Source organism: Gemmata obscuriglobus, assembly GCF_008065095.1.
Taxonomy (GTDB): domain Bacteria; phylum Planctomycetota; class Planctomycetia; order Gemmatales; family Gemmataceae; genus Gemmata; species Gemmata obscuriglobus.
The window spans coordinates 2,733,031-2,752,474 of sequence record NZ_CP042911.1 but is presented as its reverse complement, the minus strand read 5'-3'; the positions used below and the strand labels follow the sequence as shown (position 1 = coordinate 2,752,474).

General features: G+C 60.7%; 21 protein-coding genes and 1 tRNA gene. 16 read left to right on the top strand and 6 right to left on the bottom strand.

Translation table 11 applies throughout. The features are described 5' to 3' along the window. Nucleotides 1-24: 24 nt before the first annotated feature. Complete coding sequence (locus GobsT_RS11435; protein ID WP_010047453.1) at nt 25-1,458, bottom strand: hypothetical protein; 1,434 nt, start codon at nt 1,456-1,458, stop codon at nt 25-27. 222 nt (nt 1,459-1,680) lie between these two features. Here GobsT_RS11435 and GobsT_RS11430 point away from each other — a divergent pair. Both GobsT_RS11430 and GobsT_RS11425 read left to right on the top strand, forming a co-directional pair. Next, nucleotides 1,681-1,755, top strand: a tRNA-Pro gene (locus tag GobsT_RS11430). A gap of 173 nt (nt 1,756-1,928) precedes the next feature. Continuing rightward, a complete protein-coding gene (locus GobsT_RS11425) occupies nt 1,929-3,284 on the top strand; it encodes a tyrosine-type recombinase/integrase (protein ID WP_109571140.1) in 1,356 nt (451 codons plus the stop codon). Nucleotides 3,285-3,496: 212 nt separating this feature from the next. Here the strand turns inward: GobsT_RS11425 and GobsT_RS11420 are convergent, their stop codons facing one another. Continuing rightward, complete coding sequence (locus GobsT_RS11420; RefSeq protein ID WP_010033816.1) at nt 3,497-4,159, bottom strand: AbiV family abortive infection protein; 663 nt, start codon at nt 4,157-4,159, stop codon at nt 3,497-3,499. Nucleotides 4,160-4,425: 266 nt separating this feature from the next. On the opposite strand from GobsT_RS11420, the gene GobsT_RS11415 reads away from it, so the two are divergent. Next, a complete protein-coding gene (locus GobsT_RS11415) occupies nt 4,426-5,034 on the top strand; it encodes an HK97 family phage prohead protease (protein WP_010033818.1) in 609 nt (202 codons plus the stop codon). A gap of 84 nt (nt 5,035-5,118) precedes the next feature. Next, nucleotides 5,119-5,757, top strand: a complete 639-nt coding sequence (locus tag GobsT_RS11410) for a hypothetical protein (protein ID WP_010033821.1) — start codon at nt 5,119-5,121, stop codon at nt 5,755-5,757. 77 nt (nt 5,758-5,834) lie between these two features. On the opposite strand, the gene GobsT_RS11405 is transcribed toward GobsT_RS11410, so the two are convergent. Then, nucleotides 5,835-6,287, bottom strand: coding sequence for a hypothetical protein (locus GobsT_RS11405; RefSeq protein ID WP_148087701.1), 453 nt, complete (start codon nt 6,285-6,287; stop codon nt 5,835-5,837). Nucleotides 6,288-6,617: 330 nt separating this feature from the next. Here GobsT_RS11405 and GobsT_RS11400 point away from each other — a divergent pair, with 330 nt between their 5' ends. The 4 genes from GobsT_RS11400 (at nt 6,618) to GobsT_RS11390 (ending at nt 10,041) form a co-directional block, all read left to right on the top strand. Next, nucleotides 6,618-7,952, top strand: a complete 1,335-nt coding sequence (locus GobsT_RS11400; protein WP_109571141.1) for a phage major capsid protein — start codon at nt 6,618-6,620, stop codon at nt 7,950-7,952. 206 nt (nt 7,953-8,158) lie between these two features. Further along, entirely contained in the window at nt 8,159-9,187 is a 1,029-nt protein-coding gene (locus GobsT_RS11395; protein WP_148087700.1) for a HEPN domain-containing protein, read from the top strand. Nucleotides 9,188-9,249: 62 nt separating this feature from the next. After that, nucleotides 9,250-9,399, top strand: coding sequence for a hypothetical protein (locus tag GobsT_RS37675; protein ID WP_010033829.1), 150 nt, complete (start codon nt 9,250-9,252; stop codon nt 9,397-9,399). A 99-nt stretch (nt 9,400-9,498) separates the two neighbouring features. After that, nucleotides 9,499-10,041 (top strand): phage tail protein, encoded by a 543-nt coding sequence (locus tag GobsT_RS11390; RefSeq protein ID WP_010033831.1) that lies wholly within the window; start codon nt 9,499-9,501, stop codon nt 10,039-10,041. 127 nt (nt 10,042-10,168) lie between these two features. On the opposite strand, the gene GobsT_RS37670 is transcribed toward GobsT_RS11390, so the two are convergent. Then, a complete protein-coding gene (locus tag GobsT_RS37670) occupies nt 10,169-10,966 on the bottom strand; it encodes a hypothetical protein (RefSeq protein ID WP_168217238.1) in 798 nt (265 codons plus the stop codon). A gap of 155 nt (nt 10,967-11,121) precedes the next feature. Between GobsT_RS37670 and GobsT_RS11380 the strand changes: the two genes are divergently transcribed. Then, nucleotides 11,122-11,523 carry a hypothetical protein gene (locus tag GobsT_RS11380; RefSeq protein WP_010033844.1) on the top strand — a complete coding sequence of 134 codons (402 nt, stop codon included), beginning with the start codon at nt 11,122-11,124 and terminating at the stop codon, nt 11,521-11,523. A 196-nt stretch (nt 11,524-11,719) separates the two neighbouring features. Further along, on the top strand, nt 11,720-12,673 hold the full coding sequence (locus GobsT_RS11375) for an RNA polymerase sigma factor (protein ID WP_010033846.1): 954 nt from the start codon (nt 11,720-11,722) through the stop codon (nt 12,671-12,673). A 77-nt stretch (nt 12,674-12,750) separates the two neighbouring features. Here GobsT_RS11375 and GobsT_RS11370 read toward each other — a convergent pair whose 3' ends face one another. Both GobsT_RS11370 and GobsT_RS11365 read right to left on the bottom strand, forming a co-directional pair. Next, a complete protein-coding gene (locus tag GobsT_RS11370) occupies nt 12,751-13,686 on the bottom strand; it encodes a class I SAM-dependent DNA methyltransferase (protein WP_081471420.1) in 936 nt (311 codons plus the stop codon). A gap of 243 nt (nt 13,687-13,929) precedes the next feature. Then, on the bottom strand, nt 13,930-14,229 hold the full coding sequence (locus GobsT_RS11365; RefSeq protein ID WP_010033852.1) for a helix-turn-helix domain-containing protein: 300 nt from the start codon (nt 14,227-14,229) through the stop codon (nt 13,930-13,932). 224 nt (nt 14,230-14,453) lie between these two features. On the opposite strand from GobsT_RS11365, the gene GobsT_RS11360 reads away from it, so the two are divergent. The 6 genes from GobsT_RS11360 to GobsT_RS11335 all read left to right on the top strand — a co-directional run bounded on the left by GobsT_RS11360 (nt 14,454) and on the right by GobsT_RS11335 (nt 19,423). Continuing rightward, complete coding sequence (locus GobsT_RS11360; RefSeq protein ID WP_010033858.1) at nt 14,454-14,864, top strand: hypothetical protein; 411 nt, start codon at nt 14,454-14,456, stop codon at nt 14,862-14,864. Beyond that, complete coding sequence (locus GobsT_RS11355) at nt 14,861-15,184, top strand: hypothetical protein (protein ID WP_010033861.1); 324 nt, start codon at nt 14,861-14,863, stop codon at nt 15,182-15,184. The genes GobsT_RS11360 and GobsT_RS11355 overlap by 4 nt, the downstream gene beginning before the upstream one ends. A 209-nt stretch (nt 15,185-15,393) precedes the next feature. Next, the gene (locus GobsT_RS11350; RefSeq protein WP_010033864.1) at nt 15,394-15,570 is read left to right on the top strand and encodes a DUF1580 domain-containing protein; all 177 of its coding nucleotides are present in this window, start codon (nt 15,394-15,396) and stop codon (nt 15,568-15,570) included. A gap of 333 nt (nt 15,571-15,903) precedes the next feature. After that, nucleotides 15,904-18,069: a hypothetical protein gene (locus GobsT_RS11345; protein ID WP_148087699.1), complete on the top strand. Its 2,166-nt coding sequence runs from the start codon at nt 15,904-15,906 to the stop codon at nt 18,067-18,069. Nucleotides 18,070-18,136: 67 nt separating this feature from the next. After that, nucleotides 18,137-18,643 (top strand): hypothetical protein, encoded by a 507-nt coding sequence (locus tag GobsT_RS11340; protein ID WP_010033866.1) that lies wholly within the window; start codon nt 18,137-18,139, stop codon nt 18,641-18,643. Between the two features lie 534 nt (nt 18,644-19,177). Continuing rightward, nucleotides 19,178-19,423, top strand: a complete 246-nt coding sequence (locus GobsT_RS11335) for a hypothetical protein (protein ID WP_010033867.1) — start codon at nt 19,178-19,180, stop codon at nt 19,421-19,423. Nucleotides 19,424-19,444 lie beyond the last annotated feature (21 nt).

Sequence of the window (19,444 nt, the reverse complement as noted above, 5' to 3'; positions counted from 1 at the left end):
GCCGGGGCGCCCGCGGGCGAACCGTCACTTGGGCGCCGGCCCGAACTCGATGCTGGTTGCGGCGACGCCCGCCAGCAGCGTCGTGCTGCGCTTCGGGTTCGCGCGCAGGGCGGTGAGCCGGCTGCGGAGCCCCTCAATGTCCACCTTGGCCCCGATGTCGGGCTTGCCAGAATTGTCGACGCGGTCCATGGGAGCGAGCACTTTCGGGATCGTGTCCTTGTAGAAGTCTTCCACGGCGGCCGGTACCCGCCCGGCGTCGAACGCGCTCGGCTTGGTCACGTCGAAATCGGGATCGAACAGCGGGCGCCAGTTGCGGACGGCGATCGCGATCCGCAGCGAGTACGTGCGCCAGGGCAACCGCCGGTCGAACGCGTCGGCGGCGCGCGGGCTGGCAAAGGTGATCAGGCCGGCGGTCACGGCTTCGAGAGCGGCGTCGGCGTTGTACTTCAGAGGGGTGACGCGCACCCCTTTGACCTGTACGGGGGCCATGTTGCAGATGCCGATGACCGCTTCGGCGGCGTCCGCCGGCCCAGGCGCCGGGACCAGCGCCGGGTCCGAAAGCGCGATCCGCGCGAGCGTGTGAACGGGGTAAATCACCTGCCCGCTCCCGTCGGTCGAGCTGACGTACCGGAACTGCGCGAGTGCCTTGATGCCCTGGCGGCGGACCAGCGCAACGACCGCCAACTGCTCCTCGGTCGCCTTGGTAACTTTGTTTTCCGGGAGGCCCGCGACGAGCCGCGCCGGGTCGTTCACGCCGGCGTCCAGCACTTTAACCAGTTCACCGACGAGGTTGGGCTCCTCGGTCTGGGCGACGTGGTTGCGCGTCTTGATCCAGTCCGCGTCGTACGCCGCCAGAAGGTTCGCGGCCCCCTGGAGCGCATAATACTTGATCTCGGTACGGGTGTTCGCGTTGGCGATCAGTCCGGTGAGCGTCGGGTAGTGGGCGGACGAACCGGAACGGCACACGACCGAGAGCACGCGAGCCGCGTTCACGCGGACGATCGGGTCCGGGTGCTTTTCGATCAGCTCTTTGAACGCGGCGTCGAGCGCGGCACCGAGTTCGCGAATGTAAACCGCGTGCTCGGGCGTGGGCCGGCTCGCCCCCGGGGCCGCTTCGAGCGTGAAGCGGGCGATATCCTGGAGGATGCCGTTCGGCCCGTCGATGGACAGGTGCAGCGTCCCGGGCGCGTCGAGCTTGAACTCTTGCGGGGTTTTGTAGACGGAGGGGTGCGCGACCACATCGGCATAGTACTTGGCGAACTTGGCGAAGTTCTCTTTCGCCTCGTTCAAGCCGTCCGCCGGAATCCCTTTCAAGGCGTCGCGATACCCGACCACCTTCTCAACGGCGGAGTTGTCCTTTCTGGGGAGCGGGGGGGCCTGCCCCGCAGCGGGACCGGCGAACAGCGCGAACCCAGCGCCGGCGAGCAGCGTCCAGGAGATGCAGCGAGCGAGGGTCATCGGTTTCCCCGAACCATGAAATGGGTTGGGCTAGTATTTAAAACGGCGCCGAGCGAGTTTCTGTTGGCCGATTCTTTCAGGCTAACCGGCCGATACGCGGGTTGCAAGGGAGCAGCGATTCGGTTCACGGGGCGCCGGGTGATACAGCCAGTGTGACCGGTTCGGAGGCCACCCGTTGCCGTTCGGCCTTCCGGGTGTTACAAAGCAAGAGTTGGATGGTTTCGGGCCGTAGCGCAGCTTGGCTAGCGCGCTTGCTTGGGGTGCAAGAGGTCGTGGGTTCAAATCCCGCCGGCCCGACATGTTAGAACCCCACAAAACCCTGGTGAAAACCGGGGTTTTGTCGTTTTTTGACCCTACCCTGTTTTGTGCAAGAAGTCCCGTAGTCTACGGGGGTCGTTTTTTCGCCTACTCCCCTGCAACGCTAAACCCTGCCGATGTAATCTCGGAACTCACAACCCCGAGAATGCGTCATGCCCAACCCGCCGAAACTGTACACAGTTGGTGCTGAATCGCTCACCCTCAAAGAGTGGTCAAAACGGCACGGGGTGCCGGTCACGACCATTAACGCCCGAATCAAACTCGGGTGGTCGGTGGCCGACGCCGTCAGCACGAAACCCGACCGCCGGTTCCGTCCGACTTCCAAGCCCGCGGTCGCGTCGGTCCGCCCCTGCCCTCGCATGAAGCCCCACAAAGCCACCGGGCAGGCTCACTGCGAATGGCAAATGGGGAACAAGCGGAACGTTCGCTACTTCGGGAAATGGGGCTCTGAAGAGGCGCAACAGGCTTACGCACGGTTTCAGTTGGAGTGGGCCACCCAGCTCGTGAAGAAGTCCCCGGTGCCGTTGGGCGAAACGCTTCTCGTGTGCGAGCTGGCCGAACAATGGCTCGAATACTGCGAACAGGGTGACGACGGCGAAGGCGGGTATCGAAAGCACGGTAAGCTCACGTCGGAAATTCACGCCCAGCGTGCGGCGGTGGCCTACCTGCTCGAATCACACTCGGGACTGACGGTCGATGAATTCGGTCCGGATCAGCTCCGGGCCGTGCGTCGGGCGATGATCGAGGCTCGCCCCAAGCGGAACGGTAAGCCGGCCTCGCAGGGACTGGCACGCAGCACGATCAACGGCTACCAGTCGCGAATCGTCCACATGTTCGGTTGGGGCGTGGGACGGAAGCTCGTACCCGCCAACGTGTGGCATGAGTTGAAGGCCGTGGGGCGTCTCATCAAGGGGAAGAGTCAAGCCCGTGAGACACCAAAGAAGACCGCGGCACCGTGGGCCAACGTCGAAGCCGTGTTCCCGCACCTGCACCAGAACGAAGCGTGCCGGGCTGTTCTCGAAGCGCTCGTGCGTGTTCACTGGTGGCTCGGTGGCCGACCGGAAGACCTCGTGTCGATGCGGGCCGGCGACCTGGACCGCACCGAAGACGTCTGGCGCTACGTCCCGGACACGCACAAGAACGAGCACCGCGAACAGGAACTCGAGTACTTCATCGGCCCGAAGGCGCAAGCGATCCTCGCGCCCCTGCTCGAAGGCAAGTCGGCCACCGACCTCGTGTTCATTTACCCGGCTGTCGGTTCCGATCCGCCGACACCGATTCGACGCGGCACTTACGGGAACCGGGTCAAGGACGCCTGCAAGCGGGCCGGAGTGAAGCCGTGGACGCCGCACCAGCTCCGGCACTCGCGCGCCACCGAGGTCATGAGGATCTACGAAAGCAACTCGGCGGCGGCGGCGGTCATCGGGGACTCGGAAGAAGTGGCCCGCACCATTTACGTTGACCCGCAAAGCGCAGTGCGAAAGCGAATTGCACGTGAAACCGGATGAACTCGAAAACGAGAGGAACCGTACTTTTCGAAAGAGATGTGGTGACATCGCAAAAGCCCTGTCCCGAAAGCTTTTGCGACCGTTACATGGAGAAGATTGCACTCCTGCTTACACAACTCCGAACGGACACCGATTTAGCCCGACTCGTGGCGCGGTGGCCGACTCTTCCAAAGGAAATGCGGGATGAGATAATTGCACTACTGGCTAAGTAGCTATGACATCTTGTCCGACTTTGTTCGTATGAGTTCGCCGAGTGCATGTTGCATTTCGCGCATGCATTCGAGCATTTCCTGAGGGCTTTGTTGCATTAATCGATGGTAGTCTGAGTAAATCTCTTGGGCAACGCTTTCTGGCTTCGAGAGTGTGGACGCATACGATTCAATTACTTCACCCGTTTCCGTAAAGGAGCGCTCCGCAAGCTTGATTGCGCGTTCCGCATTCTCGCGCGTGATAACCTCTTTAGGATCAACAAATTGATTTCCATCAATTGAAACATAAATGCTTGCATTCTTCATTTCGTTTCTGTGCAAGCATGTTTTCTCAATCATATTTGCAAAGTCTTTGCCCGTCATTTTCCTGAATTGCTCAAGCTGCGAAATCCCCCATAGCGACTCTAGCCTTAACTTGTTCTTGTGATTTGCAAGCCTTTTGCGCAACGATTTCCAGTCAACTGGAATTCCACATATCGTGAATATTCCAGCCCTAAATAGCATCCCGATCTTGGCTAGCTCTTCGCTCGCAAGATGGGCTAGGGTGAAAGATCGAACAAAGCGATTTGCTGCGAATAGAACGCGAGCGTCCTCGATTAATTCTCGAGAATTGCTTTGTATCTTTATCATCCCATCTTTTATCTGGGCAGGCGTTAGCGGACTCATTGCTTCTCCCCTGCTGCAAACTTTGGCCCCTGAATAGAAGTGACCTTGAGGACTGCAAAAAAGTTCGCGCGTCCCTGCTGCCCGAGCAGGACGCGCCCAAAAGTGTTTATTTCCTGCAAGTCTAAGCACCAAGTGTCAGCTAGCCGCCCAATCTTGTCAATGGCTCCACGAAAAACGTGGTCAGCTAGTCCTCACTGCACCATCGGGCCGGACAATCACCTGACGTCCAAGAATCCCGTTCACCTGCTCCACTTCCGAGGTGAACGATGCCGAACCCCCTCTACACCCGCAACGCGCGCGGGCTCCCGGTCGACCTGCACACCCGCGGCGGCAAGCCGGTCATCACCGGTTACGCCGCGGTGTTCTACAACCCGGCCGACCCCGGGACCGAATACCGCATGTTCGAGGACATGGTTGAGCGGATCATGCCCGGCGCCTTCGACAAGACCCTTCGCGAGGGCGACGTGCGCGCCCTGTTCAACCACCGCGACGACAACATCCTTGGCCGCGTGCGGGCCGGCACCCTGCGCGTGTGGACCGATCAGCGCGGGCTCAAGTACGAAATCGACCCGCCTGACACGACCGCGGGCCGGGATGTCGTCGAGTCGATCCGCCGCGGGGACGTGACGGGCAGCTCGTTCATGTTCCGCCCGGTCTCGAACACCTACCGCGACGTGGACGGGCTGTACATCGTGGAGCGGAACGCGGTCGAGCTGTACGACGTTGGGCCGGTCACGTTCCCCGCGTACACGGCCACCGACACGGGCGTGCGGGCCGAAGTAAACGAGTGGATCAAGTCCCGGAGCGGCATCAGCCACGCCGCGGTTAAGGCCCGCGCCCGCGCCGTCGAAGTCATGCTGGCGATGGCCAACTGACACGCCGCACCCCATTCCCGAAAGAACACTTGGTGGCAATTTTCCACCAAGTGTTCCCGCCCCGTCCTTCACCCAGGTGACCACATGAGCAAGAAGAACGCACCCGTGGCCGAACCGCGCACCGCGACCGCTCCGAGCGAGCCGAAGGGGTTCGAGATTCCCAGCCTGGAAAACCATCCGGCGGTTGTTGCCGCGGTAAGTCGTCACGACGCGCTGCGCGAGCAGTTGGCCACCGCCCGCCGCACCCGTGTGCAGCTCGAACGCGAGCTGGGCGCCAAGTCCGGCGAGTCGGATGAAGAGCTGGAAGCGAAGCTGTTGGCCCGCGGGCAGTCCACCGACGGCATCACCAAGCTACGCGAGGCGCGGCGTACCGAGCGGGTGACCGCCCAGGCCGTCGAGCTGGTGGCCGACGACGTCCGCAAGGCCCGCGAGACGGCGACCCGTGAACTGACGGCGGTAGTTCGCGAAGAGGTGTTCTTGCCCGGCGTGCGGGCCGCGGTGCGCGACTGGCTCGACGCGGTGAAACGGATCGAGGCGTTCCGGCTCGTGGTTGAGGACATCCAGACGCGCGGGGTAGGGAGCAACACGTTCAGCCCGTTCAACGGCCGGGTGCCGGTGTCACTGGCCGACCGAGACGGGTTCGCCGAGTTCGCCCGCGAGCTGATCCACGACGGGCATACCGACGCGGCTACCGTCAACGCCGCGTTCCCGGACCTGCTGTGATATGAGTGAAAATGAAGAGCCGGATGGCGCCCGCGCATTAGGCCATCCGGCTCTTTCCTGCTAACAAAGCTGGTTTACTACCGAATTATCCGCAGTGGGCTTGTGGGCAACTCTGGGGGGACAATCTCAGGCACAACGACTGGCTGCGGGTTTCCGGTGAACGTGTCCATGCGCGTCTTCACCTTGCCAACTTTATCCTGAAGGACCTTCAGGCGCGCTTGGTTCTTCTTCTCCCGCTCGACGATTTCGGCCCGCGTCTTCTCCATCGCCTCAATCAACTGTTCGATGGACAAGTCTTCCGGCTTCACTTCTTCGTTCGGAAGCCCTGCGGGAGCATACGGCGTTACTGTGTCCCGCCCGGGAGGTGAGGCCAGATCGTAGCGAGGAGTATAGCGAGGGGGAGGAAGAGTGTTTGTCGCCGGGATGCCCGGGTGAGGCGCAGGGGGCGTCGTATTCGGTTGTTGCGCGAGGCTGATCCCGCATGCGACGATTGCCGCGGCACAAATGGCAATCAGGTGGCTCTTCTTCATGTCGGCACCGTTTCGAATGGTGGTCAAGGTGAGAGAGCATAGTCGGCCAGCGAGGTCGGACGCAAGATCGTTTGCGTCCGTTCGGCGAGCGCATTTCCCATCGGCCCGACGACCAATGCTTGTAGGTGCGGAGCAACGCGGCGGTACCCAGCGACCGCCGCGTTCGTTCACCCCTCCGCCGGCCGTGAGCGGTGTCCGACGGGCATACCGGGCACCGCTCACGACCACTGCTGACCGTTGTTCGGGAGGGCCGCCGCCCAGCCGGCGGGAACCTTCGACACTTCGGGGCGCGTGTCGTTCGGATTCATCACCACCCAACCGAGAGCAACCATGCCCTCCGTCAAGCAGTTGCAAGAAGAGCGGGCACCGATCGGCGTTCAGATTCGCAAGATGGCCGACGTGCTCCAAGCCGAGGGCCGCGACTTCAACGCCGAAGAGCGGTCACAGTGGGAACGGCTGAACACCGAGTTCAACCAGAAGTCGGACCTGATCGAGGCGCAGCGCCGGGCCGCCGAGGTGGGCGCCATCCTGGACGGACCCGGCGACCGCCGGAACATCCCCGGCCTAGAAGACACGGTGCCGCGGAGCATGCGCAACAAGGCCACCCGCCGGTACCGCGCCGAAGCGGCCGAAGAGATGCGGTCCCTGGCGTTGCAGGCGTGGTGCCGTCGCCAGCACGGGTTCGACCTGACCGACGCGCACAAGCGGGCGTGTCGGACGATGGGGCTGAACCCGAACCGCAAGGTGCTCGAAATCCGTCTGGATCGGCACCCGGGCAAGGGACCCCAATCCCGCGCCATGTCGGCCCAACAGCCGTCCAGCGGGGCGAGTCTGATCGCGGGCGGGAAGTTCGCCGGGGCCATCGAGAAGGCGCTGAAGGATTACAGCGGGCCGCGCGAGGTGGCCGACGTGCTCCGCACCGACGACGGCGCCCCGATGCCGTGGCCGACCAGCGACGACACCAGCAACGAAGGCGAGCTGATCGGCGAGAACCGCGAGGTGAGCACCCAGGACGCGAAGGTCGGGACCACGCTGCTGAGCGCGTACAAGTACAGCTCGAAGATGGTCAAGGTGCCGAGCGAGCTGATGGACGATACCGAATTCGACCTGGATACGTTCCTGGGCGAACTGCTCGGGGAGCGCATCGGGCGGGCGCAGAACCGGCACTTCACCGTCGGCCGCGGTTCGAGCGAGCCGCAGGGCGTGGTGACCGGTTCCAAGCTCGGCAAGACGGCCGCCAGCGGTTCGGCACTCACGGCAGACGAGATCATCGACCTGATTCACTCGGTCGATCCCGCGTACCGCCGCGACCCGTCGTTCCGCCTCATGTTCCATGACGGCATCCTGGCCATCATCCGCAAGCTCAAGGACGGTCAGGGCCGGTACCTGTTCGAGGAGGGCCAGAACGGCGCCCCGGACAAGATCAAGGGCGTGCGGTACGTGATTAACCAGAACATGGACAGCGCGCCGGCGAGCGGGGCGAAGACGATGCTCGCGGGGCCGTTCCGGAAGTTCAAGATTCGGGACGTGCGGGGGCTCCGGCTGAAGAAGCTGGAGGAGCGGTACGCGGAGTTCGATCAGGTCGGGTTCATCGGGTTCTTGCGGTCCGACTCGCGAGTCCTGAACGCCGGAACCGGACCGATTCGGCACCTCGTGCATCCGTAAACAAAGACAAGCGACTAAGCTGTGTCCCAGGCGAGCCAAAAGGGGATTTTGGCTCGCCTGGGACGCCATATTTTCCTACCTTATTACCTCCTTTTCTGAGAAAGTGTCTCGCACAGCAATGACGCAATTGCTTGTAAAAACCGCATCGACAAGATAGAATCCAGGCAGAACAAGAAAAAATATCATTAAAAAGGGCATGGCCACAAATGATGATTGAATCAGAAAAGCAATTCATTGAATTTACCACTACTGCTCATTCAGATCTGAATGGTTCCGGATTCGCGCAAGTGATTAATCTGGGGGCTCTTCCTCTTAATGGATCGTTCAAAATCGACGATGGGCTTCAGTTGCGCCGAGCTCTACCTAACGAACTTGCCACGCTACAGAAGGCGTTTGCTTTAACATACCCGCCGCGGGCGTTCTCGTTCCCTTTGCGGAATCCGTATGAAACGTTCGTGCGCGAGGAAAGGCAATCGTCGAGCCATAGCTCCATAATTGTAGAAAATCTCCCGCAAGATCAATGGCGATATCACGTAGTATACTTTGACGGACCGAGCCGGCAGCTTTTTGACTTTATTGAATCTACAATTCTTACAAAGAACCGCCTACAGATGGGAATGGTCGTCCACACGTTCCCTGGCAGCCCTGCCCCTTGTTACGGCGGATACTCTAATTTAGCCCGCCATAGCGAAGCGTTCTGGAATTCGGACGAAGTATTTTGCAATGTTACCGAGGCGGATATCGATGATATGAAAAGTGTGTACACGAAATTAAAATCCGGGCGCGACACCATCCCCCGGCTCGCCAATGCCTTGACACAATTTGCACAACTAGACAGTATACCATCTCACTCCGCACTTCGGTTTTTAGGGTATGTATCCATAATTGAATCACTAATTGCCCATAAATCAGACCAGAATAATCCAGCAGATTCATTAACAAATCAAGTATCTAAGAAAATGGCACTAGTTGGCCACCGTTCCAAACTGCCTATCCCTTATGACTTGCTAGGTGTGAAGGGCACAAATAAACATACAATGGAAGTGCAGTCTTGGAGGATATTATATTCATATCGCAGCGCCATTGCACACGGATCAAAGCCTAATTTCTCAAATGAGTTCTCTTGCCTCAGGTCTCCAGCCATCGCCCTGGAGTTTATTACCCGTTCTACTACCGCATTGATGCGTCATTACCTCGATGATCCGCTGCTAATGAACGATTTGCGTGAATGCTAAGCACCGCACCCGTCGCACAAGAACCTCTCGCGGAATAGCACTCACCCGCGGGAGCGCTCCTCATGTCGGTCGTGTTCGTTCAAGAAATCACGGGCCGGGACGGGTCGAAGGACGTTGACACCAACAAGCGGTACCGGCGCGCCTGGATCGTACGCACCTCGAACCCGGTGGACGGGGCCAACATCGTACTCGCGGCCCCGTGTTTTGAGTGAGCCATCGACGTTCTGTGTTGGCCAGCAACGCGAACACCTCACATCGTCCCTCGTCGTCCAAGAACCTCCCCAGATCGTAACCACTTGGGGAGTTCTCGCATGGGTGCCGCAACCGGCATGAACAGCTTCGATACGGCCCTGTACTACGCCGATTTCGTGACCCTGACAACCGGCCCTTCTGGCATACCACCATACCAGCCCACGGTGCCGCCGTACAACACGCACCTGTCGATTACCAACAACTCCGCGGTCTGGAAGGAACTGGGCGACGTCATCTCCCTGAACGGCGTGCCGATGGAGCGGAGCGTCACGCCGTTGACGCACCTGCGCTCACCCGGCATGGCCGCGGAGAAGATCCCGGGGTTCCTTGACGCGGGGCAGCTCACGTTGCGCCTGAACTCGAACAAAGGGCTACTGGCGAAACTCCAAACGCTGATGCCCGCCGGCGACCCGAACATCGCGCCTTACACGCACCCGAAATGGGGCCGGCTGAGTTGGGCCGTGTTCTTTCCGGACAACGGCATCTGGCTCCTCACCGGGTTCATCAAGTCCAGCCCCGTCGAGATTCCGGAAGACAATCGCATCACTATAGAACTCACGGTCGAGATTAGCGGGAAGCCGACGTTCCTCGCCTTCGTCTAACCCTTGCGCCGACTGAGCATCCCCGCGACCGGTTCGGGACCACTTTACCGGTTCCGGCCGGTCGCGGTCGTTTGTGGGAGCCGTCGTCGTTCCGAGTCGGCCAGCCCCGGGCACTTCCCCGCCGCGTTCATTCCTTCCCGAGCAGCAAGTCCACAACCCAGCATCCGCGAACGTGCGGCCCGGGTCCGCGGCAGTGGTTCAACACGTCGTCGTTGTCGCACCCGGCGTCTTGCAGCGCATCCGCGAGGATCGGCATCGCGCTGAAGTCGCGGCTTTCGTACATCTGGCGTGCAATCGCGACTGTCGTTGCGGTGAGATAGGCCCAATCAAATTCGATGCTCCTGAAGGTACTGAAGAGCACGCAGCGTAATGCAGAAGCGAATAGCCGCCCCGAGGTCGCGCGAGCAACTTGCTCGGCTGCTCGTGCGGCGTCGAGGCGACTATCGTTCCACGGTACTTTTCCTGAACTGCTCCACGCGTCCGTCCGTTTGTAGTCCTCCTGCCATGCCTGAACCGCCGCAACACTGACAGGCGACGACAGATCGGGCTCACCGACGCTCGCGGTGTAAACAGCCCGTTGGCACGTGGCGGCAGTGGCGGTCCGCAAGGCATCGCGAGCAGCCAACCACGCGAGGGGCTGAACCGTTGCGAGTGCGGCGTGAGGCACTTGCGCGACCCCATCGCGTTGGACAGGTTCGCTCTGAGCCCGCTTTCGGACGAGGTCAACGATTCCCTTTCCAAGATCCCCATCCGCGAACTGTTCGCAAACGGCGACAAGCTTGCGGTAGTAGCCGGGCGGAATGCACTCCCAAGCTAAGCGGCAACACGCGCATGCGAAGAGTCGCAACTTGCGATCAGGAGCGCGGTGGTGGTGTTCCAACATCGCCTCAGCATCTTCGCACGTCAACCATTCCGCTTCCGTCATCACTTCCCCTCTGAACTCACCTCAGCATGACTGACGCGCCGCCCGGTGCCAAGCCCCATTGTCCGCGGCGCCCATGACCCAAGAACCTCTACCGTCACCGGTCCCGTTCCACTCGCCGGACCGTTCACCGCTCCACCCATCCATGAGGTTCGGTCATGACGGCTGCAAAGACGTTTCGCACGGGACCGATCGCAATACCGACCGCCGCACCCGGTGAGGCTCAGAACCTGCTGTCCCCGCCCGGCGCGATCGGGGGCGTGAACGCGGGCATCTGCGCGCAGTGCATCGAGCTGCGCGCTATCCACGTTACCAATGACTCGCTCGCAACCGCGAAGTTCAGTCTCTTCCTTGGGGCCAGTGGTGCAGCGGCGGCCGGCACCGCCCTGATTGCCGAGCAGTCCGTGCGGCCGGGTGAGACGCTGACCTTCTGGCGCATGCTCCGGGTCAATTACCTCGAATACATCACCGGGTTCGCCAACGCCGTAAACGCGCTGGTGGTCACGTTCGAGGGCCAAATCGGCGTTGGCGAACTCTGGACGACACAGCTCGAAGCGTGAGCGGCGGGTAAGGCCGGAACGCTCGCAACATTGTTACGATTTTTAATGTGTTCCGGTAATGCAGACCGTACGTGCAGTGCTCCAAAAATTCGCCCCGAATTCCGAGGTGGGTATATCGGCCTCCCCATGCCGAGTACCCGCCACACGTCGAACGCCTTAATTCTCAGCCACTTTCGTAACAACCGAGGCATGCCGCATGACCGCGACAGCAACGACCATTGCGCGCACCAAGGCCGAACGCGAAGCGATGCTGATGCAGGTACAGAAGGCCATCGGGGCTGAAGTGCGGTGCTCGGGAATCGTCCCGCGGCACCGCGAGGACGTCGAGCAGGATGTTCAAGTCGCGGTGTGGCAGGCGACCGAGAAGTTCGACGCGACCCGCGGCGTGAAGTGGTCCACGTATGCGATCGGGGTGATGAAGAACACGCTGAAGAACTGGAAGGCGAACCACCACCACGAAGACGACGGGTCGATTCGGAACAAGGACAGCGACTATTTCGACAAGTTCGCATGGCCACAGGATCAGGCGCCGTCAGGTCACCACACCGAGGATGACGAACCGCTCGACGACGAGACGATGGGCACGCTGGCAACCGAGGTGCGGCGGACGCTCGCGGGCGGTGTGCTGTCGAAGCTCGGGGCCGGGCACCGACGGTTAGTCGAGCTGGTTGTTTTCGACCGGCTGTCCCCGGATCAGATCGCGGTTCAGCTCGGTCACCCGCTCAAGTCGGTGCGGGTCAACCTGAAGGCCGCGGTGCGGGCGCTGTGTCGCATCGGGTTCACGCAACACGCCGTGAGCGCGGAAGAGATCGACAACGCCACGACATCGAAAGTGCCCGCGGAACAACGCCAGCGGTCGAACGAACTGAACCGCAAGCGAAGTCACCTCGCGGTGAACGCCCAGGTCGTGAACCACCTTGACGAAGCCGCACGGGCGGACGGGTTCACCGCGGAGCTGGCCCGCCTGGACGACGACACCCGGACAGTCGTGAAGGCCCTGCTCGCACGCGACTTCACAATTGACGAAGCGGCCGAACTGCTCGGGGAGAGTCGGCGGGCCGTTCTCGGGAAGCTCAGGAAGGTGTCTGCTGTGGGCCGGAAGGGGGCAACGGCCGCGACGGTCGATCAGGGCGAGTTAATCGCACGGTGAACGCGCTGGGGCCATAGAAACGCGAGCGGCCGGGGTTGGGCAACGGTGCCTGACTCCGGCCGCTCGCGGTGGCGTTTTCAGTCGGGCGCTTTCGTAAGAACGAAAAAGGAGGCGTACCCTTCAAGCCAGCGGACCGGAATGAGACTCGGAGAGAAGCACTCTTCAACACGCAAGCCGGATTCACGGGCTGCCGTCTTCACGTCCTGCAGGCTGATCGGGATTCGTCGGTGTAACTCGATTCCGGTCGGCGTGATAGCCCGTGAGATTTGTTTCCGCTGTTTTCGGTCGTAGTTGGAGTAAAGCGCGAACCGGAATGCGTTTGTGGTGACGTGGGCGTACAGGCCGGACCGCTCGCGCATCGACCGCTCGGTCGTAACGTCAAAAACGAAGATGCCGCCGGGTGTGAGGTGTTTTGCCACCACGGCAAAGGTGCCCGACAACTCATTCAAGTCGCCCAGGTAATTTAACGAATTAAATGTGCAAACAATAACATCAAATTGACGTCCTAGCGAAAACGTGCGGAAATCGCCAAAAACGAAGCTTGCGCCTTTGCAACCGTCCAGGCGTGCCCGCGCGACCTCCAGCATGCGCGGGCTGGCGTCCAGTCCGACCACTTCATTGAAGCTGCGGACGAGTCGAGCTGTCAGTAACCCGGTACCACACGCGAGATCAAGGACCGATCGCAACTCGATAGAATGTCGATCAGATAAAAATTTAATCAATCCTAAATAATCTGGCTGATTGCAGGAGCCGTATTCGTCCCACGCTGACGCCAATCCTTCGTACGGTTGAAGCTCCGGGCCGCCGGTTTCCCATACTTCTTGAAGCTCTGGAAACTGCAACTCGGCCGCATAAAAGAGCGTGTGCGAGGGATTACGCCGGATGGAAGCAATGAAGTCGGACTTCGCGTGCCACGTGGTCCATGCACGCCTCAAGTACCCCAGCATCGTCGCTCCGATTCGCGATAATCGGTAAATCTTTACGCCTGCGGCGGGCCAAGAACGGTCGGCCATGCAGCCTTCGGTAGTGCCGGAAAACGTTCTGCCCGAAATCGAAGTGTGGCCGAAATGGGGTTAGTTAGTCAGATGACAGGCTTCTTTACTATCTGACTAAGTCGCCCCTTTTTGGCCACACTTCGATTTCGGGCAGAGTGAAGCGGCTCGCTTGTATCCTGCGAACACCTCTCCAACGCTGTCGGCCGATTTATGCGTCCGGCATCAGTCAACAGAAGCGGGGAAGAGATCGAGATCAGCGTGTCACTTTTTTGGCTTCTTGGCGGGTGAAGCGAGCTGCGGCGGTGTCTGGGATGTGGCACTTTCAGGCGTCAAAGGCGTCGGAACAACAATTTCAAGTTTGAAGTAAGCGAATAGCTTCGCTGCTGAGACGAGTGAAAGGGTTCGTTCACCGGTCACGAAACGGTGCAGTTGGCTTTGGTTCAGACCGCTTTCGGTCGCGATCTTGTTGAGCGACAGTCCGCTTTGCTTCACGACATCCTTGAGTACCGCGATCAAGTCGGTTCCCCCATCCACCGGATTCGTGTCGAGTTCGGTAGACAAGGGTAATCCTGCCACTTCTGCCGGTCAATCTGCACTCCGGGTAAATCGGCGAAGCGTGGGCACCTCTTTAGAAACGGGTAAATTATGCCCGTTGACAGAGCCGATAAGACCAGCCATGCTATGCCCGACGGCATAATGCTGTCCGCAAAATTGCCCTGGGGGAGATTGCAGCTCCCCCAGGGCGGTGGCATCCCCGTGTCCCCCTCGAAGGAGATCGAAGAGCCGTGAGCATTTTTACCCACGAGCAGACCGCTTTGCAAGCGGTCCCGCTTCCGGTGCGCACCGCGCCGGCCGCCGAACCCGATCAGGACAACTTCAAGTCGGCCTACGACGCCTGCAAGGCGCACCCGGCGTACCGCGAGGCCGTCGTCATCCGTGACGCCATCGAGAGCCTTCGAGCGCTCTGCGACGAATTCACAGAACGGTATCACCCGGACACGATTCGCGTTTACCTCCGCGGCGAAGGGTTCCGAACCAGCGACCTGTGCGAAGACTTCGAGACCGTTCACCGCGACGTGTTGGGCGCGGTCTGGTTCCTGGACATCATTCGCAGTGGCATCGAGCCGGCGCTGATTCTGCCGATGGACCTGCGCAGCACGCCCCCTGTCGCCAGCGCGAAAGGGGAAGCAGCATGAGCACGGAACCGGTCCCCACTAGCCCGGCCGAAATCGCAGAAGCCGAAGGGGTAACCGCTGACGCCTGCCTCAAAGCGATTTGGGCACTCACCGACCAGCTCGACGCGATGGCCTGCCAGCTCCAAGAGTTCTGCGACGTGTTCAAGCGATTTACCGACGACAAGGCGCTAGCCCCGGTGTTCCGCGATGCCGTGGGCGTGGCGTGGGCGCTGGATCAGTTCATCGGCTTGCAGTACGGCCAGCTTCCGTACTGGACCGTTGACGGTGAGCGCGTCGTGCCGGCGACAAACGTGGCAGGGGACACCCGGCATGCCGCATGACGCGGCCCCGGGACGCGGTGCGTACGCGCCGCGGTGGCGAAGGTCGGGCACGGACGCCCGGCTTTCGTCATTTACAGACCAACCGCAGACGGATTTGAGGAGCGTGTGGGATGGTTCGCTCTTCGCAAGCGACGGACAAGTATTCGGAGTGAGTATCAGCTTGACAACCGAGCGGAGCAACGCCGATGGCTATTCTAGACGAAACCCGAATGACGATGAGCGAAGCGGGTGCGTTCATCAAGCGTGACGCCTTGACCCTACGTCGGTGGGTTTCGAAGGGTATCCGCGGAATTAAGCTTGAAGCGGTCAAGGTTGGCAAGAGCCTCGTGACCTCGCGCGAGGCCGTGACGCGGTTCATTGCCGCAACCAACACGACGCACGTGTAGCCAGCGTGCAGTCGGCCGCTCTGGGATCGAGCGCATCTGACCTGCAAAAGCGGCGGTCTGTTCGCCGATGATTTGGTTCTGAAACGAAGAAAGCCGGCCCGTGGTTGCCGCCACGAACCGGCCAAGTGAAGTGGTTTCACCAGTGATTCTTCACCGTCGCCGGTTTGTCGAAGTGGTGCGCCCGCGCTCGCGGCGTGCGATCCCCTGCGCACAGCGGGAGCGTGCGACGTGAGCCAATCAAACCGTACTTGGGTCGCATTTACACGCCGCAACCCATGCCCACTTTGCGGTGCAGAAACGCGGTGCCAACGAACGAATGACGGCTCGTGGCTGATGTGCTACGACCTGACGCGAGGCGTTCACAACCCGACAACCGGTCGAAGGGGGAAACGACGAACCGGGAAGATCGGCGACTTCATGCTTCACCGTCTTGATGGTGAAGGCATCCCCACGCCGAGCTTTGTCGCTCCCGAGCACGTTCGCCAGCGTGACAGCGTACTGCCATTGGCTCAGGAGTACGCCGCGAACTTGTCGCCCGAGCAAGGGGCGCAACTGGCGCCTCATTTGGGGCTCCCGAGGTGGGTCTCTGAATACGTTCCTCTGCTCGGTTGGAAAGCACAGCCTCGCGGATCAAAAGGGAAATCACGAAGCGCGGGAGCGTGGAGCTTCCCCGAGTACGACGGTGAAGGCCGTGTCGTCGGCATTCATTTCCGTTCGACAGCCGGGGAGAAGTGGCAGGAGAGAGACACGTCACGTGGCCTTGCCGTTCCGGCCGGTTGGCAGGACAGAAGCGGGCCGGTGTTTCTGGTCGAAGGCTGGAGCGATGTGCTGGCCATGTCGGCCGCGGGTCTACCCGCAATCGGTCGCCCGTCGAACGTTGGGGGTGTTGATGATTTGGCACAATTACTCCGCCACGTTGCACCCGACCGGCAGATTGTGGTTGTAGGCGAGAACGACCTTCGGCGAACTCCAAAGAGCGCGAGCCGGCGGCTGTGGCCTGGACGAACGGGCGCCATCGCGACAGCTCGGCAACTCGCGGCCAAAATGGGACGGCCGATATCGTGGTGCATTGCGCCCGCCGTCGTTCCAGACACGAACAGGAATGCGAAGGACGCTCGTGACTGGCTGAAGATTGCGATTGCGAGAGAGGCAAAAGGGTCCGAACGCCGCGACCGTTGGCAGAATATCGGGGCAAAGTTTGCCAATGACCTGCTCTCGACCTGCCAAATTGCTCGAACGCTGCCGGTCGAACAACCGGAGAAGAAGCAAGAACGACGTTGCCATTGCACAACCAATGCAGTCTTGCAGGGTAAACCCGCTACGAATGTCAGCGACAACAGCGGGGTTGCGGCGTTCAAGTGTCGGAGATGGACCTGCGAGGAATGCCACGACTACAACCAGAATCGGTGGCTGGCTTGGCTATACCGCTGCGTCGGGGCGTGGGCCGATGAGCTGGACCCAATTATTACCAACGCCCCGCTTGTTCGTAAGGGCGAATTGGATCACGCACCGGACCATAAAGACGTCGGTGGATGGAATATTTATGCGGCGATTGTTCACGGATCGCAATTTAGCAGCATTGGGAAAAGGCTGCGTAGCCGCAACACTCGTCAACGAATCGCTGTGGAGTACGCCGTTGTTAAAATCGGGGATTGCGAAATCCCAGAGCGGTATCGAGGCCTTGTCAACGAGAAGGAACCGAGGTCTACACGACGTGTTAAGTCCAGCCGCCTTTCCCGTGCACTAGTCATTGTGGCCCTTGACCCGGCTTCGGAGGGGGAAGAGCCTGCGCCGAAGGTGCTGAAGCTCACTCCCGCTCAACAGGCTGTCGAGCTTCTGGAGTGGGCTACAGAACAGATTCCTCTGGATCTACCGGACGGGAAAAAACGGCACCGTCCTTTTACGACGAGTTCTGGGTGGAAGATGCCAGAGCCAGAACCCGGCCGTTGGAATCGAGAAGGGCTTTCTGCGTTTCCTGTATCGGCTGTGGAGGATCTAATCCGGCGGCTCAGAATTCAGGACACAGAGGCCGCAGTTCATGCCGAGACGGTGCAGGCACAAGCTCTTTGGAGCAAGGAGAATTTCGCCGCGTTCACTGAGCTTCTCTCCGCAATGCTGCGAGAAATGCTCAAGGCCAGCAAAACGGCTCCGAAGCCGGATATTGATGAACTTGAAGCTCGCTTCTTGAGATGGCGGATGGTTATCGAGCAGTCCCTCAGCGGTGTAGCTTCTGGCTCGTTCTCGACGACTGGCATCCTTTTCGGCGTACTACAGGAGATGGTTCACCGACTACCCACAATGGGGGACAGTGAAAAGCTGATTGGGGCTGCGATGACCGACCACGAGCTGCTATCTATCGATTTGCCATACATTCGTGATTTCCTGGGGTCTCTGTGGCCTCCTCCGCCTGAGAAGAAGCCAAAGCGCCAACGGAAGGTCAGAGACGACAAGACCGACACGCCTGAGTTCGACAAGATTAAGGACACGATCGGTCAGTAGCCAAGCCGCTACGCCGTTCCTGTCCACCCGTTCGCCCCGTCCTTGTCCCTCACCGAGAGTAGCCACGATGAGCGCACCGACGACGATCCCGGCCCCGACGGTCTCAAGCGGCTCTTCGACGAATGCCGGCAGCTACGGTAAATGCTGGAAGGCGACGGTCGCGGGCACTTGGGTAGAGGCACCTGCACCGTGGCTCCCGGGCAAGGCCCAAGAGTGGGTTAACACGAACGCCGGGACACACGTGCTCACGACCCATCACCGGGACTGCCTGGACTTCGACTCACCGGCTATCGAGGTGTGGGAGGTCAAGGGGGTCGATCACTCGTCTTCGTCGGCCTTCTACGTTGGGTTGTTCCAAGGCCTCTCGAAGTGGCGCCGCGGTGAGGCCGAATGGACCGAGTTCTACTTCCTCTTGGAACCGCCCGCCATTGCGAAGCTAATCGCGGAGTTCACTCCGCTGCTCGCACTGCATCCGCAGGAACTGAGAACGCCACCTAAGGCACCTCGCGAGCCCTCGAAGCCGAAAGCGACCAAGCCGAAGCGACGACCTCTTGCGCACGTCTCGGCGGTCTGAATTCGACAGGTCCATCACACTTGGGGGCGGTCTGGTTTGCTTCGTTCGGAGCAAGTCGGACCGCCCCAACTTACGACCTCTTATGCGATTCCAAGCGCCTTCGGTTGGCGCGTGTCCAGTCCCGTAGGCTACGGGGTTGTTTCATCACATGAGTGAAATCCCCGGGGATTTTGCGTATTTTCGAGAAGGGTCGGATAAACGGGCTTGACGCGCGAAGTGCTTGGTTCCATAGTGTTTAGAGAAGATTTGCGGCGGGCGATCTCTGGCTTGGGGTGCAAGAGGTCGTGGGTTCAAATCCCGCCGGCCCGACTGCCCTGATGTCCCGTCCGGATTTTGAGCCGACGGGAAATCAGTAGCTGACTGATCTGCTCGGAGTCACAACCGGGCAGCGAAGTCAATAATTCCGCTGATCCAGATTGATTACATGGGTCAGCGGGGTTAAATTCCAGCGACTACCCCACCGCCCCGCCGGGCACCAGTTCGGCGGGGCGGTTGCTCATTTCACGCACGGCGTCCCCGCATCGGAGCAGACACATGACCGGCTCCCCGGAGGACAAGGTCCCCTTAATCGAGTTCGTGGTGCGGGTCGGGGACAAACAGTTCACCGCCTGGGGGCAGAAGCTGCCCGAGGTCGGCGCCCCGTTCGCCTTCGAGGGCACCAAAGAGTTCGGAACCAAACTCCAGGTCGAATCGGTCGGCTACGAGTTGTGCCCCCGGGGCGGGTCCGAACACGGGTGCTGGCTCGCCATCGTGATCACCGTCGGCCCCGGTCCCACTTGACCCCGCCCGGCCGGGCACCAC

Excerpts from the sequence above, each read along its gene's own strand:
- GobsT_RS11405 (WP_148087701.1), bottom strand. The coding sequence starts at position 6,287 with ATGAAGAAGAGCCACCTGATTGCCATTTGTGCCGCGGCAATCGTCGCA.
- GobsT_RS11370 (WP_081471420.1), bottom strand. The coding sequence starts at position 13,686 with ATGGCCGACCGTTCTTGGCCCGCCGCAGGCGTAAAGATTTACCGATTA.
- GobsT_RS11415 (WP_010033818.1), top strand. The coding sequence starts at position 4,426 with ATGCCGAACCCCCTCTACACCCGCAACGCGCGCGGGCTCCCGGTCGAC.
- GobsT_RS11420 (WP_010033816.1), bottom strand. The coding sequence starts at position 4,159 with ATGAGTCCGCTAACGCCTGCCCAGATAAAAGATGGGATGATAAAGATA.
- GobsT_RS11400 (WP_109571141.1), top strand. The coding sequence starts at position 6,618 with ATGCCCTCCGTCAAGCAGTTGCAAGAAGAGCGGGCACCGATCGGCGTT.
- GobsT_RS11335 (WP_010033867.1), top strand. The coding sequence starts at position 19,178 with ATGACCGGCTCCCCGGAGGACAAGGTCCCCTTAATCGAGTTCGTGGTG.
- GobsT_RS11410 (WP_010033821.1), top strand. The coding sequence starts at position 5,119 with ATGAGCAAGAAGAACGCACCCGTGGCCGAACCGCGCACCGCGACCGCT.
- GobsT_RS11380 (WP_010033844.1), top strand. The coding sequence starts at position 11,122 with ATGACGGCTGCAAAGACGTTTCGCACGGGACCGATCGCAATACCGACC.
- GobsT_RS11375 (WP_010033846.1), top strand. The coding sequence starts at position 11,720 with ATGACCGCGACAGCAACGACCATTGCGCGCACCAAGGCCGAACGCGAA.
- GobsT_RS11355 (WP_010033861.1), top strand. The coding sequence starts at position 14,861 with ATGAGCACGGAACCGGTCCCCACTAGCCCGGCCGAAATCGCAGAAGCC.
- GobsT_RS11345 (WP_148087699.1), top strand. The coding sequence starts at position 15,904 with ATGTGCTACGACCTGACGCGAGGCGTTCACAACCCGACAACCGGTCGA.
- GobsT_RS11425 (WP_109571140.1), top strand. The coding sequence starts at position 1,929 with ATGCCCAACCCGCCGAAACTGTACACAGTTGGTGCTGAATCGCTCACC.
- GobsT_RS11435 (WP_010047453.1), bottom strand. The coding sequence starts at position 1,458 with ATGACCCTCGCTCGCTGCATCTCCTGGACGCTGCTCGCCGGCGCTGGG.
- GobsT_RS37670 (WP_168217238.1), bottom strand. The coding sequence starts at position 10,966 with ATGACGGAAGCGGAATGGTTGACGTGCGAAGATGCTGAGGCGATGTTG.
- GobsT_RS11340 (WP_010033866.1), top strand. The coding sequence starts at position 18,137 with ATGAGCGCACCGACGACGATCCCGGCCCCGACGGTCTCAAGCGGCTCT.
- GobsT_RS37675 (WP_010033829.1), top strand. The coding sequence starts at position 9,250 with ATGTCGGTCGTGTTCGTTCAAGAAATCACGGGCCGGGACGGGTCGAAG.
- GobsT_RS11395 (WP_148087700.1), top strand. The coding sequence starts at position 8,159 with ATGATGATTGAATCAGAAAAGCAATTCATTGAATTTACCACTACTGCT.
- GobsT_RS11390 (WP_010033831.1), top strand. The coding sequence starts at position 9,499 with ATGGGTGCCGCAACCGGCATGAACAGCTTCGATACGGCCCTGTACTAC.
- GobsT_RS11350 (WP_010033864.1), top strand. The coding sequence starts at position 15,394 with ATGACGATGAGCGAAGCGGGTGCGTTCATCAAGCGTGACGCCTTGACC.